The following is a 16,096-nucleotide window of genomic DNA, read 5'->3' as shown; positions in this document are numbered from 1 at the left end:
ACCGCGTGCCCAGTGGATAAGGCGCGCAACTGGGCGATCGGAAGGACTTATGCCTCGAGGTGTGCGATCGCAGTGACCGGCTCCGGCCACCCCACGAACGCCCCGTCCGGCCCCGACCGCAACAAGCTCCGCACCACTATGGAAGCGGTCAGCGGGCCGCGCGCCGGGCCTGCGCCTGAGCCCCCCGGACCTTCAGGACGCCGGCGGAGACCAGGTTGAAGAGCAGGGAGTAGGTCTCGAATTCCCCCTGGCGGGCTAGGCCGGCGATCTCGCTGAGGGTGTGGGAGCCGTCCACCAGCGCCAGGATCTTCTTCTCGTCCGGCCCGAGGTCGGGCCGCGCGCTCAGCTCTCGGGGCGACAGGGCCGGCTCGAGGAGCACCGAATCGTCGGGGAAAATGGCTCGCATCTTGGCCCACTCGTCGAGCCGGTGAATGCCTTCCATGATGATCTTCGTGGTCGACATCGACAGGGTGATTTTCTCCTTGGCGTCCGGCTCCCCCTCCACGAATTCGAAGATTCCCGATCGCCAGTGGAAGAGACTGTACACGATCTCGAGGACCTGGTGCTTCACCGCCCACAGGAGCTGATCGGCCGTGATGAACCCCATGCGCACCAGGACCTTGCCGTGGCGCGTGGTCTCGTCGATCTTCGAGGCCGACACGGCGTTCTGCTCGGGCGTGATGATCCCCTTCCGCACCAGGCAGTTTCCCAGGCTGTCGCGCACCGAATTGGAGCGGGCGAAGACGATTTCCCCCTGCTCCCAGTGCAGCGACCGGGTCTCCGCTCCGCGCGTCAGCTTGAGGACGCCGGTCTTCTTGGACATGCCGAGGAGGCTGAAGATGTCGGACAGGTTGATGCCGCCGAGGTCCCCGCTCAGAATGGTCGATCCGGCCATCGGCGCCCCTTCAGGCGGTCCGGACGGCGCCAGAATCCCGCCGGCCCGGACGCCCGATTACGCTGCTGTATTTGCGCCGCAAGGCGCGGGATTTGGCCTTGACAGCCCCTGGGCCTCCCCGTACACTTAGCCCGCGATCGCTCAGTGCGGTCGCTCCAAATGACTGATTTCCAAAGGCTCTGGGGCCATGGGTCGGGGAAGCACGCCGGCCCAGGGCGATGATTTTTTGAGCGTTCGACACTCTGGAGGTCGTGCATTGAGGACGTTGCCTCGGAACCTCGCGCTGCTTCTTTCCCTGGCAGTCGTTGCCACCTTCGCGTGCAGCAAGACCCAGGACACGGCCCCGGAACGCCGGATCTTCGGGGAGCCGCCCACGATTGTGAGCGTCGACCCCGATTTCGTCGAACCGCAGCACGAGACGCAATGCGATTTCACCGAAATCGTCCTCGCGCTGTTCTGCCAATTCGGATATCTGGACATGGAACCGCAGACCGGGACCGGCTGGTGGATCGTGCCGGGCGATCCCACATTCCACCACACGGCCACCCCCAGTACCGTTCCCGGCGTCATCATCGACGCCATATACACCGAGATCAACTTCAAGGCTAAAGTCGTCGATCCCAACTCGACCACCGGGAACAACAACATTCTCCTCGTCAGCTCCAGCTTCATCACGCCGGAGAGCACCGTCGAGACATCGCTCGTGCTGTTCGACGACGGTTCGCAGAACAACTTTCCGGTCGAGCAGAAAACCCCGGCGGTTCAAGAGGCCTGCACCGTCGACATTCCAAGCGCCACCTGTTCGTGCGACAGCGCCCGGTACAACATCCAGTCGGGGGATCAGGTCAAGGGCGACGATCTGTACACCCGGCGATTCGTCATCCTCAGCCGGACGACGTCGGGCTTCTTGGAAGATTGCATCATGCGATCCAGGAACGTCATCGGCGTGCCTGCCGATCCGCAGTCCACCTACGAGTTCAAGATCGAGGCCGTCGATCGCCAGGGGAACCTCGCAGCCTGGCCGAACAAGCTGGTCGCCGTATCCGACGAAAGCCGGTTCGCCTGCGCAGGCGACTCGTGCGGCTGCTGCCTGCTGCACGGCTTCTCGCAGCAGACAGACCTCCGTAACTGCAAAGGCGAGCCCGGGATGCTCTCGCCGTCCAGCTTCCCGAACGGATTCTGCATCGACGGAATCGAATAGCCGCGCCTCGGACGACGGCATCCTTCACCCCTCTTCATTTCTGGAAGGTAATTTCGCAGAGCGGCAAGATCAAGGATGGTTGCGGCCCGGCCCCATACTCGGACATCCTAGGGCAGCGATCCGAGCAATCGGGCCAGTCGGGCCGCCACCTCAGGCGTGATGGTCCGGGCCTCGAGCGCCAGGCCGACCGAGCGGAGCGCAAGGGCCCGGTGCACCCGGCGCATTTCCGCGGGCAGGGTGCGCAGCGCCTCGCCATGGAGCCGCAGGGTCGCGATGTCCCCGCGCGAGACCGGCCCCGTCAACGCCCTGACGGGCCCGAGCCGGGCCACATTATCCACCGTGCCCCGGATCAGCGGCATGTACAGGCGCGCGGCCTGGCGCGACCCCAGGCCGAGGCCGCGCGCGGCCTCAAATCCCCCCGCGAGAAACGCCACGAGGTCGTTGGAGAGCATGCACGCGATCAGGTGATACAGGGCCTTCGCCTGCCGGGGAATCGTGACCGGAGTGCCGCCGACCTCGATGACCAGCCGCCGCAGGGGCCGCACGGCGCCGGGATCGCCCTCGATGGCGAACGGCGTGCCGCGCAGATCGACGTCCCGCCTGGGAGCGGCGATGCTCGCCAGCGGGTGAACCGAGGCGACCAGCCCCCCGCGTCTCTTCAAGGGGTCGAGGGCGGCCGAGGAGATCGCCCCGCTGGTGTGGAACACGACCCTCCCGGCCCATGGCACCCGGCTCCGCGCCAGCTCGCGCGCCACGGGGACTATTTCGCGATCCGGCGTGGCGATGAGGACAAGACGGGCGCGCGCCGCGGCCTGGACGTTCGAGGTCGTGGGCTCGCCGCCGCCGATGAACGCCCGCGCCAGCCGGGCGGATTGAAGGGTGCGGCAGGACAGGCCCGTGGGCTGGTACCCGCGGAGCGTCAGCAGCCGCCCCAGGGTGCGGCCGAGGCGTCCCGCCCCGATGATTGCGAATTTCGCCTTCATCTCGAAGCTCCGGCGGCGGCCGGGCCCGGAAGACGCTCGAGCCGGTCCAGAAGGGCCTGAAGCTCCCGAGGGCGCGGGGCCTCGAAGGCCAGACGCTCGCCGGTCCGCGGGTGGGTGAACGCGAGGCGCCGCGCGTGCAGCGCCAGGCCGGCATAGGACCGCAGGATCTCCCCGAAGGGCGGGCCGGCCCGGTTCGGGTCCCTCCGGCCACCGTACAGGCGATCGCCGACGACCGGATGGGACATCGAGCTGAGATGCACGCGAATCTGGTGTGTCCTGCCGGTCTCCGGCCGGATTTCAAGGAAGGACACCGGGCCGCGGGTGTAGAGGACCCGGTAGGCGGTCCGGGAGGGACGCCCGTCCGGGCGCACCGTCATCCGGGTGCGGGCAGTCGGGTGGCGACCGATGGCGGAATCGACGACGCCTCGACCGGCGCTCGGACGGCCCCAGACCAGGGCTTCGTAGACCTTCTCGACCTCGCGCGCCTTGAACTGGGCGGCCAGGGCACGGTGCGCCAGATCGTTCTTGGCGACGGCCAGGACGCCCGAGGTGTCCTTGTCGAGACGGTGCACGATGCCGGGGCGCTCGACGCCGCCGACACCCGAGAGATCCCGGCAATGGTGCAGGAGCGCATTCACCACCGTGCCGCCTCGGGAACCGGCGCCGGGATGAACCGTCTGGCCGGGGGGCTTGTCGAGAACCAGTAGGTCGGCATCCTCGTGCAGGATGGTCAGAGGCAGGTCCTCCGCCGCGAGCGCGGACGGCACGGGGGCGGGGCGGTCGATCTCCACCCGCTCGCCGCCGCGCACCCTGTCCGAGGGGCGCGCCGGCCGGCCGGCCACCAGGACGCGTCCCCCCCGCATGAGCCGCTGCAGAGCGGCGCGGCTTTCCCCCGGCAGCCGCTCGGCCAGCGTCCGATCGAGCCTCTGGCCGCGGGATTCGGCCGGCAGATCGAGCGTCAGGTGCCGCCTGCCGGCGCGCGCCCGGGTGCGGGGAGGCATGGCCTAGGCGCCTGTGCGCGCGGGGGAGCCGCCTGCGGTCCGGCGGAGCCGGACCAGCATCACGACGGCGACGAGCGCCGCCGGCACCGCGATGATCTGCGAGGTGGACAGGGCGCCCCCGAGGAAGACACCGCGGGCGGCATCGCCCCGCACGGTCTCGACCAGGAAGCGGAGCACCGCATAGAGCAGCACGTAGACCCAGAAGACCTGTCCGGGGGGGTGACGGCGCTTCAGCAGGCGGAGCGTGACGGCGAGAATCAGCAGGTCGGCGAGGGCATGGTAGATCTGGGTCGGGTGGAGCGCCACGCCCAGCGGCACTCCGGTGAGCTGGTAGGCGGCCGGCTTGGTGAACGTCACGGCCCAGGGCAGGTCGCAGGCCCGTCCGTAGCAGCAGCCGGCCGCGAAGCAGCCGATCCGGCCGATCGCCTGGCCAAGCGCCAGCGGCGGCGCGGCGAGGTCGGCCATCTTGCCGATGGGCAGGCGATGGCGGCGGACATAGGCGACCCCGGCCGCGGCCGCGAGCGCGAAGCCGCCGTAGAACACGCCGGCCGATCGCAGGTTCCGCAGGATCTCCGCGGGGTGCTCGTAATAGTAGCGCGCGTCGATCAGGTACAGCGTCGCCTTGGCGCCCACGAAGCCGGCCAGAAGCGCCACGATCCCCAGATCGATGATGCGGGCGCTGTCGATCCCCTCGCGGCGGGCCAGCGCCACCCCCAGGCGCAGCGCCAGAAGGAACCCGAGGGCGTAGAACAGGCCGTACGTCCCGACCGTGAACTGACCGAAGCGGCCGAGGTCCAGCTGGAACAGGACGGGATACATGTCAGGCTCCCGGGGGAAGCGCGGCCTGGCGGTTCCAGCCACGCGCCAGCAGGTCGATCACGAGACAGGCGACGCCGATGCAGATGCACGAGTCCGCCACGTTGAAGGCCGGCCAGTGGTGCTCGCCCACGAAGACGTCCAGGAAGTCCACGACGTACCCGAGCCGGATCCGATCCACCAGGTTCCCCAGAGCCCCGCCCAGGATGAGCGCCAGCCCGGACTGGGTGGCGAAGTCGTGGACCGTCGTGCGGTACTGGAACACGAGCATCAAGGCCACGGCGAGGAGCGGCACGGCGGTGAACAGGGTGCTGCGGTAGGGGTCCGGAAGATCGTGGAACAGGCCGAACAGCGCCCCGCGGTTGGTCACGAGCGTGAGGTGAAAGAGCCCGGGGACGACCGGCGTGGACGAGTAGAGCGTCATGCGCGAGACCACCATCGCCTTGGTGGCTTGATCGAGAACGAGCACGGAAAGGGTCAGCAGGGTGTAGGCGAGGCGCACCAGGGTGTCGCGGCTCATGCGGTCTCCCCCCGGGCCGAGACGATCGACCGGACGGCCGCGGCGCACCGGGCGCACAGGGTGCGGAACTGCCCGTCCGATCCGACGTCGGTCGTGACATGCCAGCAGCGCGCGCACTTCTCTCCCGCGGCCCGCTCCACGCGCACCGCGATCGAGCCCGGGCGGTCCGCCGCCTCCGCCGGCGAGGGAGCCAGGGTCACCTGGGAGACGATGAACAGGTCCTGCAGGAAGGCGGGATCGCGCCGCAGATTCCTTAGGGTGCCGGCGTCCGATTCGAGGATCACCCGGGCCTCGAGCGAATTCCCCAGGGTGCCCTCGGCGCGCGCCAGCTCGAGGGCCTTGAGAACCTGGTCGCGCAGCTCGAGAAGTCGCGCCCACTGGCGATCCAGCTCGTCATCGGCGGGCGCCGCATCCGCTTCGGGAAACGACATCGTGTGCACCGACTCGTCGATGGGATCGCCGGGCTTGCGCCCGCGGAGCGCCTGCCAGACCTCCTCGGCCGTGAAGCACAGGATCGGGGCCATGAGGCGAGCCAGCGCGTCCAGGATGATCCGCATCGCCGTCTGCGCCGAGCGCCGTGCGCGGGCATCCGGAGGGCTGGTGTACAGGCGGTCCTTGAGCACGTCCAGGTAGAGGGCGCTCAGCGTGACGGTGCTGAACCGGTGGATCGCCTGCGTGGCGAGATGGAACTCGTAGCGCTCGTACGCCGTGCGCGTCCGGGCGATCACCTGGTCCAGCTGGCCGAGGACATACCGGTCGATCTCCTCGAGGTCGCCGCGCGCGAGGGCGTGGCGGGCGGGGTCGAAATCGTACAGGTTCCCCAGGAGGTAGCGGCAGGTGTTCCGGATCTTGCGGTACGCCTCGGCGTTGCGGTCCAGGATCTCTTTCGACAATCGCATGTCCTCGAGGAAATCGACCGTCGCCACCCACAGGCGCAGGACGTCGCCGCCGTGCTGCTTGATCACGTCCTGCGGCGGAATCACGTTACCGAGCGACTTCGACATCTTCCGTCCCGCGCCGTCGAGCGTGAAGCCGTGCGTCAGGACCGCGTGGTAGGGGGCCGTGTCCCGATCGTTGACGGCGATCAGGAGTGACGAGTGGAACCAGCCCCGGTGCTGATCGCTGCCCTCGAGGTACAGGTCGCTCGGCCAGGGATACCCCGGGCGCGCGCCGAGCAGCGCCGGGTACGAAGCCCCGGATTCGAACCACACGTCGACGATTTCGCTGCGCGCCACGAGATCCCGGGAGCCGCAGTTCGGGCAGGCCGTGCCGTCGGCGAGGCGACGGAAGGCCTCCGGCTCGAACCAGGCGTCGCTGCCGCGCTCCCTGAACAGGGCGGCGGTCCGGCGCACGAAGGCCGCATCGACGATCTCGCGGCCGCAGGAGGCGCAGTAGGGAAAGGGCAGCGGGACGCCCCACACCCGCTGCCTCGAGATGCACCAGTCCGGCCGGGTGCCGATCATGCCGCCGATCCGGAGCGCGCCCCCCTCCGGAATCCAGCGGACCTTCCGGATGGCGTCGAGGCAGCGGCGCCTGAGATCCTTGCGATCGAGCGCAATCCACCACTGCTCCGTGGCGCGGAAGATGATCGGTTGCTTGCACCGCCAGCAGTGCGGGTAGCTGTGGGTCACCGTCGAGGCGTGGAACAGGAGGCCGCGCGTCTCGAGATCGGCGAGAATTCCCGCGTTGGCCTCGAAGACGTTCTGGCCCGTGAGCCACCCCAGGCCTTCGGTGTAGCGGCCGTGGTCGTCCACCGGAGAAAAAATCGGCAGCGAGTATTTCCGTCCCGTCTGAAAGTCGTCCATCCCGTGACCCGGAGCGGTGTGCACCGCCCCCGTGCCGGTGTCCTTCGTCACGTACTCGCCCAGAACCAGGCGCGAAATCCCCTCGGCGGCAAACGGATAGGGCGCGAGCGCCGTCGTCGCCCCCTCCATGTCCCGTCCCTTGACGCTGGCGAGCACCGCGCGCGGCTTGAGTCCCTTGAGCGCCAGGACCTGGGAAGCCAGATCCGCCGCCACCAGCAGCACCTCGTCACCGAGGTCCACGAACTGATAGGTCAGGTCCGGGTGCAGGGCGATGGCCACGTTGGCCGGCAGAGTCCACGGCGTGGTGGTCCAGATCAGGATCGACACCCGGCGCCCGGCGAGCGCCGGAAAGCGCGCTTCGAGCGGGCCGGTCAGCAGGGGAAAGCGGACGTAGATGGAGGGCGAAGCGTGGTCCTCGTACTCCACCTCGGCCTCCGCGAGCGCCGTGGCGCAGCGCGGGCACCAGTGGACCGATCGCTTGTCCCGGTAGATGTTGCCGTTCTCCACGAAGCGCGCGATCTGGTCGACGATCGTCCCCTCATAGACCGGGTCCATCGTCAGGTACGGCCGGGCCCATTCCCCGAAGACGCCCAGACGCCGGAATTCCTCCCGCTGGATGCCCACGTACTTTTCGGCGTAGGCGCGGCAGGCGCCACGGATCTCCTGCGGCGACATGGAGGCCTTCTTCCTGCCGAGGTCCTTGTCCACCTGATGCTCGATCGGCAGCCCGTGGCAGTCCCATCCCGGCACGTACGGGGCATCGAATCCCAGCATGGTGCGCGACTTCACCACGACGTCCTTCAGGATCTTGTTGAGCGCCTGCCCGAGATGGATGTTGCCGTTCGCGTAGGGGGGGCCGTCGTGCATGACGAACCGGGGCCGCCCGGCCCGCGCCCGGCGCACGGCGGCGTAGACATCGAGCCGGTCCCACTGCTCCAGGAGGGCCGGCTCCCGCCGGGGCAGGTCCGCCTTCATCGGAAAGTCGGTGCGCGGCAGGTTGAGAGTGTTCTTGAAATCGCGCGTTTCCATGGCTCCCGGGATCGTCGTATATCGTTGGCGGCCAGCGGTTTGGCCGGAGAGCGGAAGCACGGAATCTAGCACACTTCCGAATATTGTCAAGGATGGCGGCCTTGTGCTAGGTTCCCCCAATGCGGGCCATCTACCTCGATCACAACGCCACGAGCCCCCTCCGGCGGGAGGCGCGCCTGGCCATGGACCGTGTGCTGGCCGGGCCGGCGGGGAATCCATCGAGCCTCCATGCGGCCGGGCGGGGCGCCCGCATGATCATCGAAACCGCGCGCGAGCAGGTGGCGCGCCTCCTGGGCGCCCGGCGCGAGGAGATCGTCCTGACGGCCGGGGGAACCGAAGCGAACAACATGGCCATCTATGGCGCCGCCGCACGGCTCCCGTCGTCCTCGGGGCGCGTCGTCACCTCGGCCATCGAGCATCCTTCGGTCCTGGAGCCGCTGCGGGACCTGGAGCGTCGGGGGATCGACGTGGTGCGGGTGGCGCCCACGCGCGCCGGGGTCGTCGAGCCCGGTTCACTTCTCGAGGCGGCCGCCCCCGGGACGGGGCTGGTGTCGCTGATGCTCGCCAACAACGAGGTGGGGACCCTGCAGCCGATCGGCGCTCTCGGCCCAGAGCTCCAGCGCCGCGGCCTCCTGTTCCACTGCGACGCCGCCCAGGCCGCCGGCAAGGTGCCGATCGACGTGCGCGCTCTCGGTGTGGATCTCCTGTCCATCGCGGGACACAAGTTCGGCGCGCCGCAGGGCACGGGGGCCCTGTTCGTGCGCGGCGGCGTCGCCCTGCGCCCGCACCTGCGCGGGGGCGGGCAGGAGCTGAACCGCCGCCCGGGAACGGAAAGCGTCGCCGCCCTCGCCGGTCTCGGAGCCGCCGCGGACGCGGCGGCGCGGGCGCTGCCTGAAGAATCCCTCCGGGTTCGAGCGCTGCGCGACCGGCTGGAGCGCGAGATCCTCGCGCGAGTTCCCGCCTCCCGGGTGAACGGCGCCGGGGCCGCGCGGGTCCCCAATACGTCGAGCCTGGCCTTCGCGGGAGTGACGGGAGAGGTCCTGGTGATGGCGCTCGATCTGGAGGGGATCGCGGTCTCGTCCGGATCGGCGTGCTCGGCGGGCACCGTCAGACGGTCGCACGTGCTCGACGCCATGGGGCTGGGCGAGTCGTCGGGCTCCTCGATCCGGGTCAGCCTGGGCCCCGCGGCGACCGACGGCGAGATCGAGAGCGTCGCAGAGGTCGTTGCGAAGGTCGTCGATCGCATCCGCGCGTCCACGGTCGCGCCGGCGAGCCGTCGGTGATCGTCACCTGCGGCGGCTGCGCCAGGAAGTACAACTTCGACGAGGCGAAGCTCGCCGGGCGCCCCTCGGCCCGGCTGCGCTGCCCGCACTGCAGCACCACGATCACGGTCACGGCGGGCGGCGACCCGGGAGACCAGACGATGCGCCTTCCGGAGGACGCCAACCTTCTCTCCAAGAGCGCGAAGGTGCCCCAGGGCGACCTGGCGATGCCGTCCGATCGGCGGTTGTCCCTGGCCGTCCTGGAGGGGAAGGACAGCGGCCGGATCTACCTGATCGAACGGCCGCGCATGATCCTCGGTCGTGGCGAGGCCGACATCGTGCTGAACGACACGGAGGTCTCCCGGCAGCACGCCTGTGTCGAGGTTCACGGCGCGCGCGTCGTGCTCAAGGACCTGGGCAGCACCAACGGGGTGTTCGTCAACGAGGTCAAGGTGTCGCAGGCGGAAATCGAGAACCGGACGGAATTCCGTCTCGGGGGGACCCGGCTGATGCTGATCCTGACCCAGATCGAGAGCGACCTCGAGACGCTCGCATGACGGAGGCGGCCGCTTCCCGCGACGCGGCCTCGGGCCGCACGGTCGTGGCGATGAGCGGCGGAGTCGATTCCTCGGTGGCGGCCCTCCTGCTGAAGGAGGCGGGGGAGTCGGTCGTCGGGCTGTCGATGCAGCTTTACGACCGGAGCCGCGACGGCCTGCCGGTCTATGGACGGTGCTGCTCGCCGCGCGACGTGCAGGATGCGCGGGAGGTCGCCGACCGGCTCGACATCCCCTTTTACGTGTTGAACCTCGAAGAGGAGTTCCAGCGCGAGGTGATCGATCCCTTCGTGTCGGACTATCGATCCGGCCGCACCCCCGTCCCCTGCGTGCAGTGCAACAGCGGCCCGAAGTTCCGGCACCTGGCGGCGCGCGCCCGCCAGCTGGGGGCCTCGTCGGTGGCCACGGGGCACTACGCCTCCGTCCGCCGGGATCCAGCGGCCGGCCGCTTTCAGCTTCTCAAGGCGCTCGACCGGGCCCGCGACCAGTCCTACTTTCTCTTCGACCTCGGCCAGGAGCAGCTGGCGATGGCGGTGTTTCCGCTCGGCGGAATGAAGAAGGAGCAGGTCCGGTCGATCGCCCTGAGCCATGAGCTGCCGAACGCCCGGAAGCCGGACAGCCAGGACATCTGCTTCGTCCCGGATGGCGACTACCGGGCGTTCGTCCGCCGCGAGGCGGGAGACACGGGCCCCCCCGGAGATCTGGTCGATACCGAGGACCGGGTCCTCGGGCGACACACCGGCCTCGCCGGCTACACCGTCGGCCAGCGCCGCGGGCTCGGAGTGGCATCGGGACGGCCCCTGTATGTCGTGGCACTCGACCCGGTCGGCAACCGGGTCATCGTGGGGGAGGATCGCGAGCAGTACCGCAGCGGGCTCGTCGCCGAGCGGGTGAACTGGGTGTCGATTGAAAGGCCCCGGACGCCCATCGAGGCGACCGCCCGGATCCGATCGAGCCACGCCGGAGCGGCGGCCGTCGTCACGCCCCTCGAGGGGGGACGGATCCGGGTGGCGTTCGACCAGCCGCAGCGCGCCGTCACCCCGGGGCAGGCGGTGGTCCTGTACCACGACGATTTGCTTCTGGGCGGTGGGTTCATCCAGGAGGCGGTTTGACAGGGCGCTTCGGGCGATGCTAGATTCGGCCCGCTAGGAGCCTGTCCAGGGGCGGGCATAGCTCAGCTGGTAGAGTACGAGCTTCCCAAGCTCGGTGTCGCGGGTTCAAGTCCCGCTGCCCGCTCCATTCTCTTCTCCCTAGCCGCCTGCGCGGCGTCCCGGGGGGTCGCGCCGTGCTCTTCCGAAAACGCGAACCAAAGGTCGAGACGGGAGAAGCGCTTCCCGTGGTCCCGGAGGCGCCGGGGGCCGCGTCCGGCGGCCGGACGCTCGTCGGGAGGCACACGCGAATCGTCGGCCGGATCCTCGGCGACGGCCCGGTGGTGGTGCGCGGCGCGGTGCAGGGCGCGATCGCCATCCGCGGCGGCCTGTGCGTTCGAAGCGGGGGGCGCATCGATGCCGACGTGGAGGCCTACAGCGTCGACCTCGAGGGGGAGGCGCGAGGCAAGATGTCCGTCTCGACCCGAGTGTCCCTCTCGGCAACCGGCGATTTCGAAGGGGACATGGACACGCCGGTCCTCGAGGTCTGCCCCGGTTCGATCGTCCGGGGGCGAGCCCGTGTCGCCGGCCTGCCGGGTCGCGATCGCCGCACCGCACGCTAGGAACGCTCCGCCGGACGGCTGACGCTTTTTTTCCATCCGTTGACGTTTTGTGTCACCATTCTGACGCGCGCCTAGGTCCGACTTCCCTGTTCTCCCTCAAATCCAAGCGCTTCCACTCCTTTCACGGGTGTCGGAGTTCTGGCACACCCCTTGCTCTTCGAGGGAGCGACACACTTCGAGGAGGAGACCTTGAACGAGAAGATCCTGGTGGTGGACGACGACGAAGGGGTGCGTCAGGTCCTGGGCCAGTCGCTGCAGGAGGCGGGATTCCGGGTCTCCTCCGCCGAGTCGGGCGAGAAGGCGGTCGCCGCGGCGCGCGAGGAGGCGTTCGATCTGGTGATCCTGGACATGGTCCTGCCGCGCGTGGACGGCATGGAGGTCCTCAGGGACATCACCTCCGCCAAGCCGGAACTCCCGGTCGTCATGATCACCGGATACGCTTCGGTGGAGACGGCGATCAAGGCGATGAAGATGGGTGCGGTCGACTACATCGTAAAGCCCTTCCGCATGGAGGAGGTGGAGCTGGTCGTGGGCAAGGCGCTCGAGCGGAGCCACCTGCGGCGCGAAAACGTCTACCTGCGGCGCCAGCTGGAGACGACCTACGGCGTGCACAACATCATCGGGCAGAGTCCGGTGATGCGCCGCCTCTTCTCGCTCATCGAGCAGGTGGCCAGCAGCCGGAGCACGGTCCTGATCACCGGCGCGAGCGGGACGGGAAAGGAGCTGGTGGCGCGGGCGCTGCACTTCAACGGGGATCGTCGCAATCGTCCCTTCGTCTCGGTCAACTGCGGCGGCATTCCCGACTCGCTGCTCGAGGACGAGCTGTTCGGCCACGTGAAGGGGGCGTTCACCGACGCGGTCGCCGATCGGCCGGGGCGCTTCGAGGCGGCGGACACCGGGACGCTCTTCCTGGACGAGATCGGCAACATGAGCGTGAGCCTCCAGATCAAGCTACTGCGCGTCCTGCAGGAGCGGGAGTTCATGCCGCTGGGAGGCACGAAGAAGATTCAGGTGGACGTGCGCATCATCGCCGCCACCAACGTGAACCTCAAGGCGATGATGGAGGAGGGGCGGTTCCGGGAGGATCTGTACTACCGGCTGAACGTCATCTCGATCCAGCTGCCGTCCCTGCGCGAGCGGCGGGAGGACGTTCCGGTCCTGATCCAGCATTTCCTGAACAAGTACTGCGGCGAGATGAACGTCGCGGCCAAGCGCCTCGCCCCGGAGGCGATGAAGCTGCTGATGGAATTCTCCTGGCCCGGGAACGTGAGGCAGCTCGAGAACGTCATCGAGCGGGCGGTGGCCCTGTCGTTCAGCAAGGAGGTGCTGGGGCCGGAGGACCTCCCCCGGGAGATCCTGGACGAGGGCCTGATCGAGGTGCCGGTCCTGCACGTCGGGGGGGACGGATTCTCGCTGGACGAGGTGCTGGCCACCTACGAGCAGCGGATGCTCTACCAGGCCCTCGAGCACGCCGGCTGGGTCAAGACGCGCGCGGCGGAGCTGCTGAAAATCAAGAGGACCACGCTCATCGAGAAGATGAAGAGGCTGGGCATTCCGCTGAAGGGCGGGACGGAGCGCAGCGGCGGCGACGCGGCGGTTCACGGCTCCCATGCGGCGGAGCCGGCATCGGATCAGGGGAGCAACAACTAGGAGCGTCGAGGAGCGACCGGGAGGCGGATCGCATCGTGGATCCGGTCGCTTCGGAACCTTGATTGGGCGAACGCGACTATGGTATCGTCCAGCCGCAAGCCGCTACCTGTCGCGGAGATACGCGATCCAGCCGTTTCCGGACGCAGGCCTCCTCCCGGTAGGCCATCCATGCAGCGAACGCTGTCCCGGGTTCTGGTGGTCGACGATGCCGGACTCTTCCGGCTGCTGGAATCGTCGTTCCTGAAACGCCTGGGGTGCGAGATCGTGCGGGCGCACGACGGGCCCGACGTGATCCGGAAGGCGGCGTCCTGCGGCCCCGACCTGATTCTCCTGGACGCGCAGAAGCCGGGCCTCGACGGCGAGGCCTGCGTGCGCTCGCTCAAGTCGGATCCCGCGCTGCGATCCATTCCGGTGTTCGTGGTGACCGGCACGGATGGCGTCACCGCCTCCTGCGCGGCCGGGGCCGACGTCGCGCTCTCGCGGCCCCTGGAGAGCGGCGCCCTCGAGCTGGCCTTGACCTCCCTGGGGCGGGCGGGCCATCGCCATGGCCGCAGGCGCGGGGCGCGCGGCTGGGTCCACGTCTCCGCTCCGCCGGGCGTGAAGCGCGGCCGCCTGAAGGACATCAGCCGCACCGGACTGTTCCTGGTGATTCCCGAGCCCCTGCCTCTCCAATCTCAGCTGGCGCTGTCGCTCCGGCTCCCGGGGCCCGGCGGCGAGCGGCCGCTCAAGGCCCGGGGTGTGGTCGTGCGCCAGGTTGCGGACGAGGAGCATTCCCACCTGATTCCCGGCGTCGGGGTGCGCTTCGTCGACCTCGATCCTCACGACGAGGAGCGCATTGACCACTACGTCAACCGGACGATCGACGGGCCGGCGGACGAGGGGGACGAGGACGCCCCGGGGCGGCGCACATGACGGCTCCCGGGGGGACGACGGCTCCCATCGTCATGGTGGTGGACGACGACGCCGACATCCTGGACATGACCCGCCTGGTCCTTGAGGGCGGAGGCTACCGGGTCATGCAGGCCCGGGGGGGACAGGAGGCCCTGCGCAGTCTCGAAGAGGCGGCCCCCGATCTCATCCTGCTCGACATCAACATGCCGGGCATGGACGGGTGGCAGGTCCTCCGCATGCTGAAGGTCGACGACAAGACGACCGGGATCCCGGTCGCGATGTTCTCCATCAAGATGGAAGTGCGCGACAAGCTCCACGGATTGCAGGAGGGGGCGTTCGATTACATCGCCAAGCCGTTCTCCTGCGAGGAGCTCCTGGCGCGCGTGCGGAGGATCTTCGAGACCCTGGGACGCGGGGCGACCGCATGAAGCCAGTCCTCGACGCGGATCCGGCGCGCGGCGCCGAGGACACCCGGCGGCTGCGCGCCTCGTTCCTTCGTCTGAAAGGAGCGATCTGCGACCCGATCACCGGGCTGTCCTCGTACGCCCTCCACCTCGACCAGATCGAAATGCACTGCGCCGGCCGCCGGCTGGGGATCATCGTCCTCGAGTTTCCGTCGTTGGGTTCCCTGGAGCAGGCGCACGGCTGGGAATTCGGTGATCGCTTCCTGGCGGGGGTGGCGGCGCACCTCAAGGCGTTGAAGAGCCGGATCTTCCCCGGGAACACGCTGATCTCACTCGACGGCGTGTACGGGAACGCCTTCACGATGTTTCTCCGTGAAGGCCCGGGCGGCCAGGAGATCGCGATCCCCGATCTGGCGGACGCCGCGGGGAGCCTGGCGGCCCACCTGGCGGTCCGGCTCGCGGACGCGCCGTGGGCCCCGCCGGCTCCGCCGGTCGACTTCTCCGTCGGCTACGCTCTGGTGTCGCCCAATCCCACGGCACGGTACGAGAGGATGGTGTACCAGGGGATCCGCGAGGCCCGCGGCATGACGCTGCGGGAGGCCGACCGCCTGCATCACGAGCGCGCCGCCGAGCTGCGTTCGATCATGCAAGAGGGACGGCTCACCACCCATTACCAGCCGATCGTGGACATGGACGACGCCTCCATCATGGGGTACGAGGCGCTGACGCGCGGACCTGCGAATACGGCGTTCGAAGTGCCCAAGGCGCTGTTCACCTGCTCGGATCGAAACCGCCTGTCCTCCGAGCTCGACATCCTGTGCCGCCGGGAGGCGCTGCGCAACGCCCGCGGGCTCGACCGATCGAAGAAGCTCTTCCTCAATTCGCTGCCGGAGACCCTCGGCACCCCCGGTCTGGTGGAGCAGAACCTCCAGGCCCTCCTCGAAGAGGTCGACCTGCATCCCGGCAACCTGGTGCTGGAAATCACCGAGCGCACCGGGATCGAGGATTTCGAGACCTTCGGCCGCGAATTGGATCGGCTTCGCCGCCTCGGCTTCCTCGTGGCGATCGACGACGTGGGGACCGGATATTCCTCGCTGCAGACGGTCTCCGAAGTGGCGGCCGATTTCCTGAAAATCGACATGTCCCTGATCCAGAACATCCACCAGAGCCTGATCAAGCAGGATCTGGTGCACTCCCTGCTCCAGGTCGCGGCGCGAACGCGCACGCGGGTGATCGCGGAGGGGATCGAGACCGCGGAGGAATACCAGGCTCTGCGGGCCTGCGGCATGCGTTACGGGCAGGGGTTCTTCTTCGCCCGTCCCGCGCCGGCGTTTCCCGTCCTCGCGCGCGGTGGGACAGACACCTAGAGGACGG

General features: G+C 68.9%; 15 protein-coding genes and 1 tRNA gene. 10 read left to right on the top strand and 6 right to left on the bottom strand.

Annotation, left to right across the window (positions count from 1 at the left end; translation table 11 throughout):
- Window positions 1–148: 148 nt before the first annotated feature.
- Window positions 149–895, bottom strand: a complete 747-nt coding sequence (locus VGV60_16675; protein ID HEV8702907.1) for a DUF4388 domain-containing protein — start codon at window positions 893–895, stop codon at window positions 149–151.
- Between the two features lie 265 nt (window positions 896–1,160).
- Here VGV60_16675 and VGV60_16670 point away from each other — a divergent pair, with 265 nt between their 5' ends.
- Entirely contained in the window at window positions 1,161–2,096 is a 936-nt protein-coding gene (locus VGV60_16670; protein HEV8702906.1) for a hypothetical protein, read from the top strand.
- Between the two features lie 107 nt (window positions 2,097–2,203).
- Here the strand turns inward: VGV60_16670 and VGV60_16665 are convergent, their stop codons facing one another.
- The 5 genes from VGV60_16665 to ileS are packed head-to-tail and all read right to left on the bottom strand — an operon-like array spanning window position 2,204 to window position 8,250.
- Window positions 2,204–3,079, bottom strand: a complete 876-nt coding sequence (locus tag VGV60_16665; GenBank protein ID HEV8702905.1) for a Rossmann-like and DUF2520 domain-containing protein — start codon at window positions 3,077–3,079, stop codon at window positions 2,204–2,206.
- Entirely contained in the window at window positions 3,076–4,080 is a 1,005-nt protein-coding gene (locus VGV60_16660; protein ID HEV8702904.1) for an RluA family pseudouridine synthase, read from the bottom strand. The genes VGV60_16665 and VGV60_16660 overlap by 4 nt, the downstream gene beginning before the upstream one ends.
- A 3-nt stretch (window positions 4,081–4,083) precedes the next feature.
- Window positions 4,084–4,899, bottom strand: a complete 816-nt coding sequence (gene lgt, locus VGV60_16655; GenBank protein HEV8702903.1) for a prolipoprotein diacylglyceryl transferase — start codon at window positions 4,897–4,899, stop codon at window positions 4,084–4,086.
- 1 nt (window position 4,900) lies between these two features.
- Entirely contained in the window at window positions 4,901–5,416 is a 516-nt protein-coding gene (gene lspA, locus VGV60_16650; protein HEV8702902.1) for a signal peptidase II, read from the bottom strand.
- The gene (gene ileS / locus VGV60_16645; GenBank protein HEV8702901.1) at window positions 5,413–8,250 is read right to left on the bottom strand and encodes an isoleucine--tRNA ligase; all 2,838 of its coding nucleotides are present in this window, start codon (window positions 8,248–8,250) and stop codon (window positions 5,413–5,415) included. The genes lspA and ileS overlap by 4 nt, the downstream gene beginning before the upstream one ends.
- A 119-nt stretch (window positions 8,251–8,369) precedes the next feature.
- Between ileS and VGV60_16640 the strand changes: the two genes are divergently transcribed.
- From VGV60_16640 to VGV60_16600, 9 genes are all read left to right on the top strand, one after another.
- Window positions 8,370–9,533, top strand: coding sequence for a cysteine desulfurase family protein (locus tag VGV60_16640; GenBank protein ID HEV8702900.1), 1,164 nt, complete (start codon window positions 8,370–8,372; stop codon window positions 9,531–9,533).
- Window positions 9,530–10,069 (top strand): FHA domain-containing protein, encoded by a 540-nt coding sequence (locus VGV60_16635; GenBank protein HEV8702899.1) that lies wholly within the window; start codon window positions 9,530–9,532, stop codon window positions 10,067–10,069. Before VGV60_16640 ends, VGV60_16635 begins: the two co-directional genes overlap by 4 nt.
- Window positions 10,066–11,178: a tRNA 2-thiouridine(34) synthase MnmA gene (gene mnmA / locus VGV60_16630; GenBank protein ID HEV8702898.1), complete on the top strand. Its 1,113-nt coding sequence runs from the start codon at window positions 10,066–10,068 to the stop codon at window positions 11,176–11,178. The genes VGV60_16635 and mnmA overlap by 4 nt, the downstream gene beginning before the upstream one ends.
- Window positions 11,179–11,229: 51 nt before the next feature.
- Window positions 11,230–11,305: transfer RNA gene (locus VGV60_16625), tRNA-Gly, on the top strand.
- 46 nt (window positions 11,306–11,351) lie between these two features.
- Complete coding sequence (locus VGV60_16620) at window positions 11,352–11,777, top strand: polymer-forming cytoskeletal protein (GenBank protein ID HEV8702897.1); 426 nt, start codon at window positions 11,352–11,354, stop codon at window positions 11,775–11,777.
- A gap of 189 nt (window positions 11,778–11,966) precedes the next feature.
- The gene (locus VGV60_16615; GenBank protein ID HEV8702896.1) at window positions 11,967–13,427 is read left to right on the top strand and encodes a sigma-54 dependent transcriptional regulator; all 1,461 of its coding nucleotides are present in this window, start codon (window positions 11,967–11,969) and stop codon (window positions 13,425–13,427) included.
- A 168-nt stretch (window positions 13,428–13,595) separates the two neighbouring features.
- A complete protein-coding gene (locus VGV60_16610; GenBank protein ID HEV8702895.1) occupies window positions 13,596–14,339 on the top strand; it encodes a PilZ domain-containing protein in 744 nt (247 codons plus the stop codon).
- Complete coding sequence (locus VGV60_16605; GenBank protein HEV8702894.1) at window positions 14,336–14,746, top strand: response regulator; 411 nt, start codon at window positions 14,336–14,338, stop codon at window positions 14,744–14,746. The genes VGV60_16610 and VGV60_16605 overlap by 4 nt, the downstream gene beginning before the upstream one ends.
- Window positions 14,743–16,089, top strand: coding sequence for an EAL domain-containing protein (locus VGV60_16600; protein HEV8702893.1), 1,347 nt, complete (start codon window positions 14,743–14,745; stop codon window positions 16,087–16,089). The genes VGV60_16605 and VGV60_16600 overlap by 4 nt, the downstream gene beginning before the upstream one ends.
- The last annotated feature ends 7 nt before the right edge of the window (window positions 16,090–16,096 follow it).

The sequence above is a fragment of the Candidatus Polarisedimenticolia bacterium genome, from assembly GCA_036001465.1.
Taxonomy (GTDB): Bacteria; Acidobacteriota; Polarisedimenticolia; order Gp22-AA2; family Gp22-AA2; genus Gp22-AA3.
Note: the sequence above shows the minus strand (reverse complement) of the source record. Positions and strands in the feature narration are given on the sequence as shown.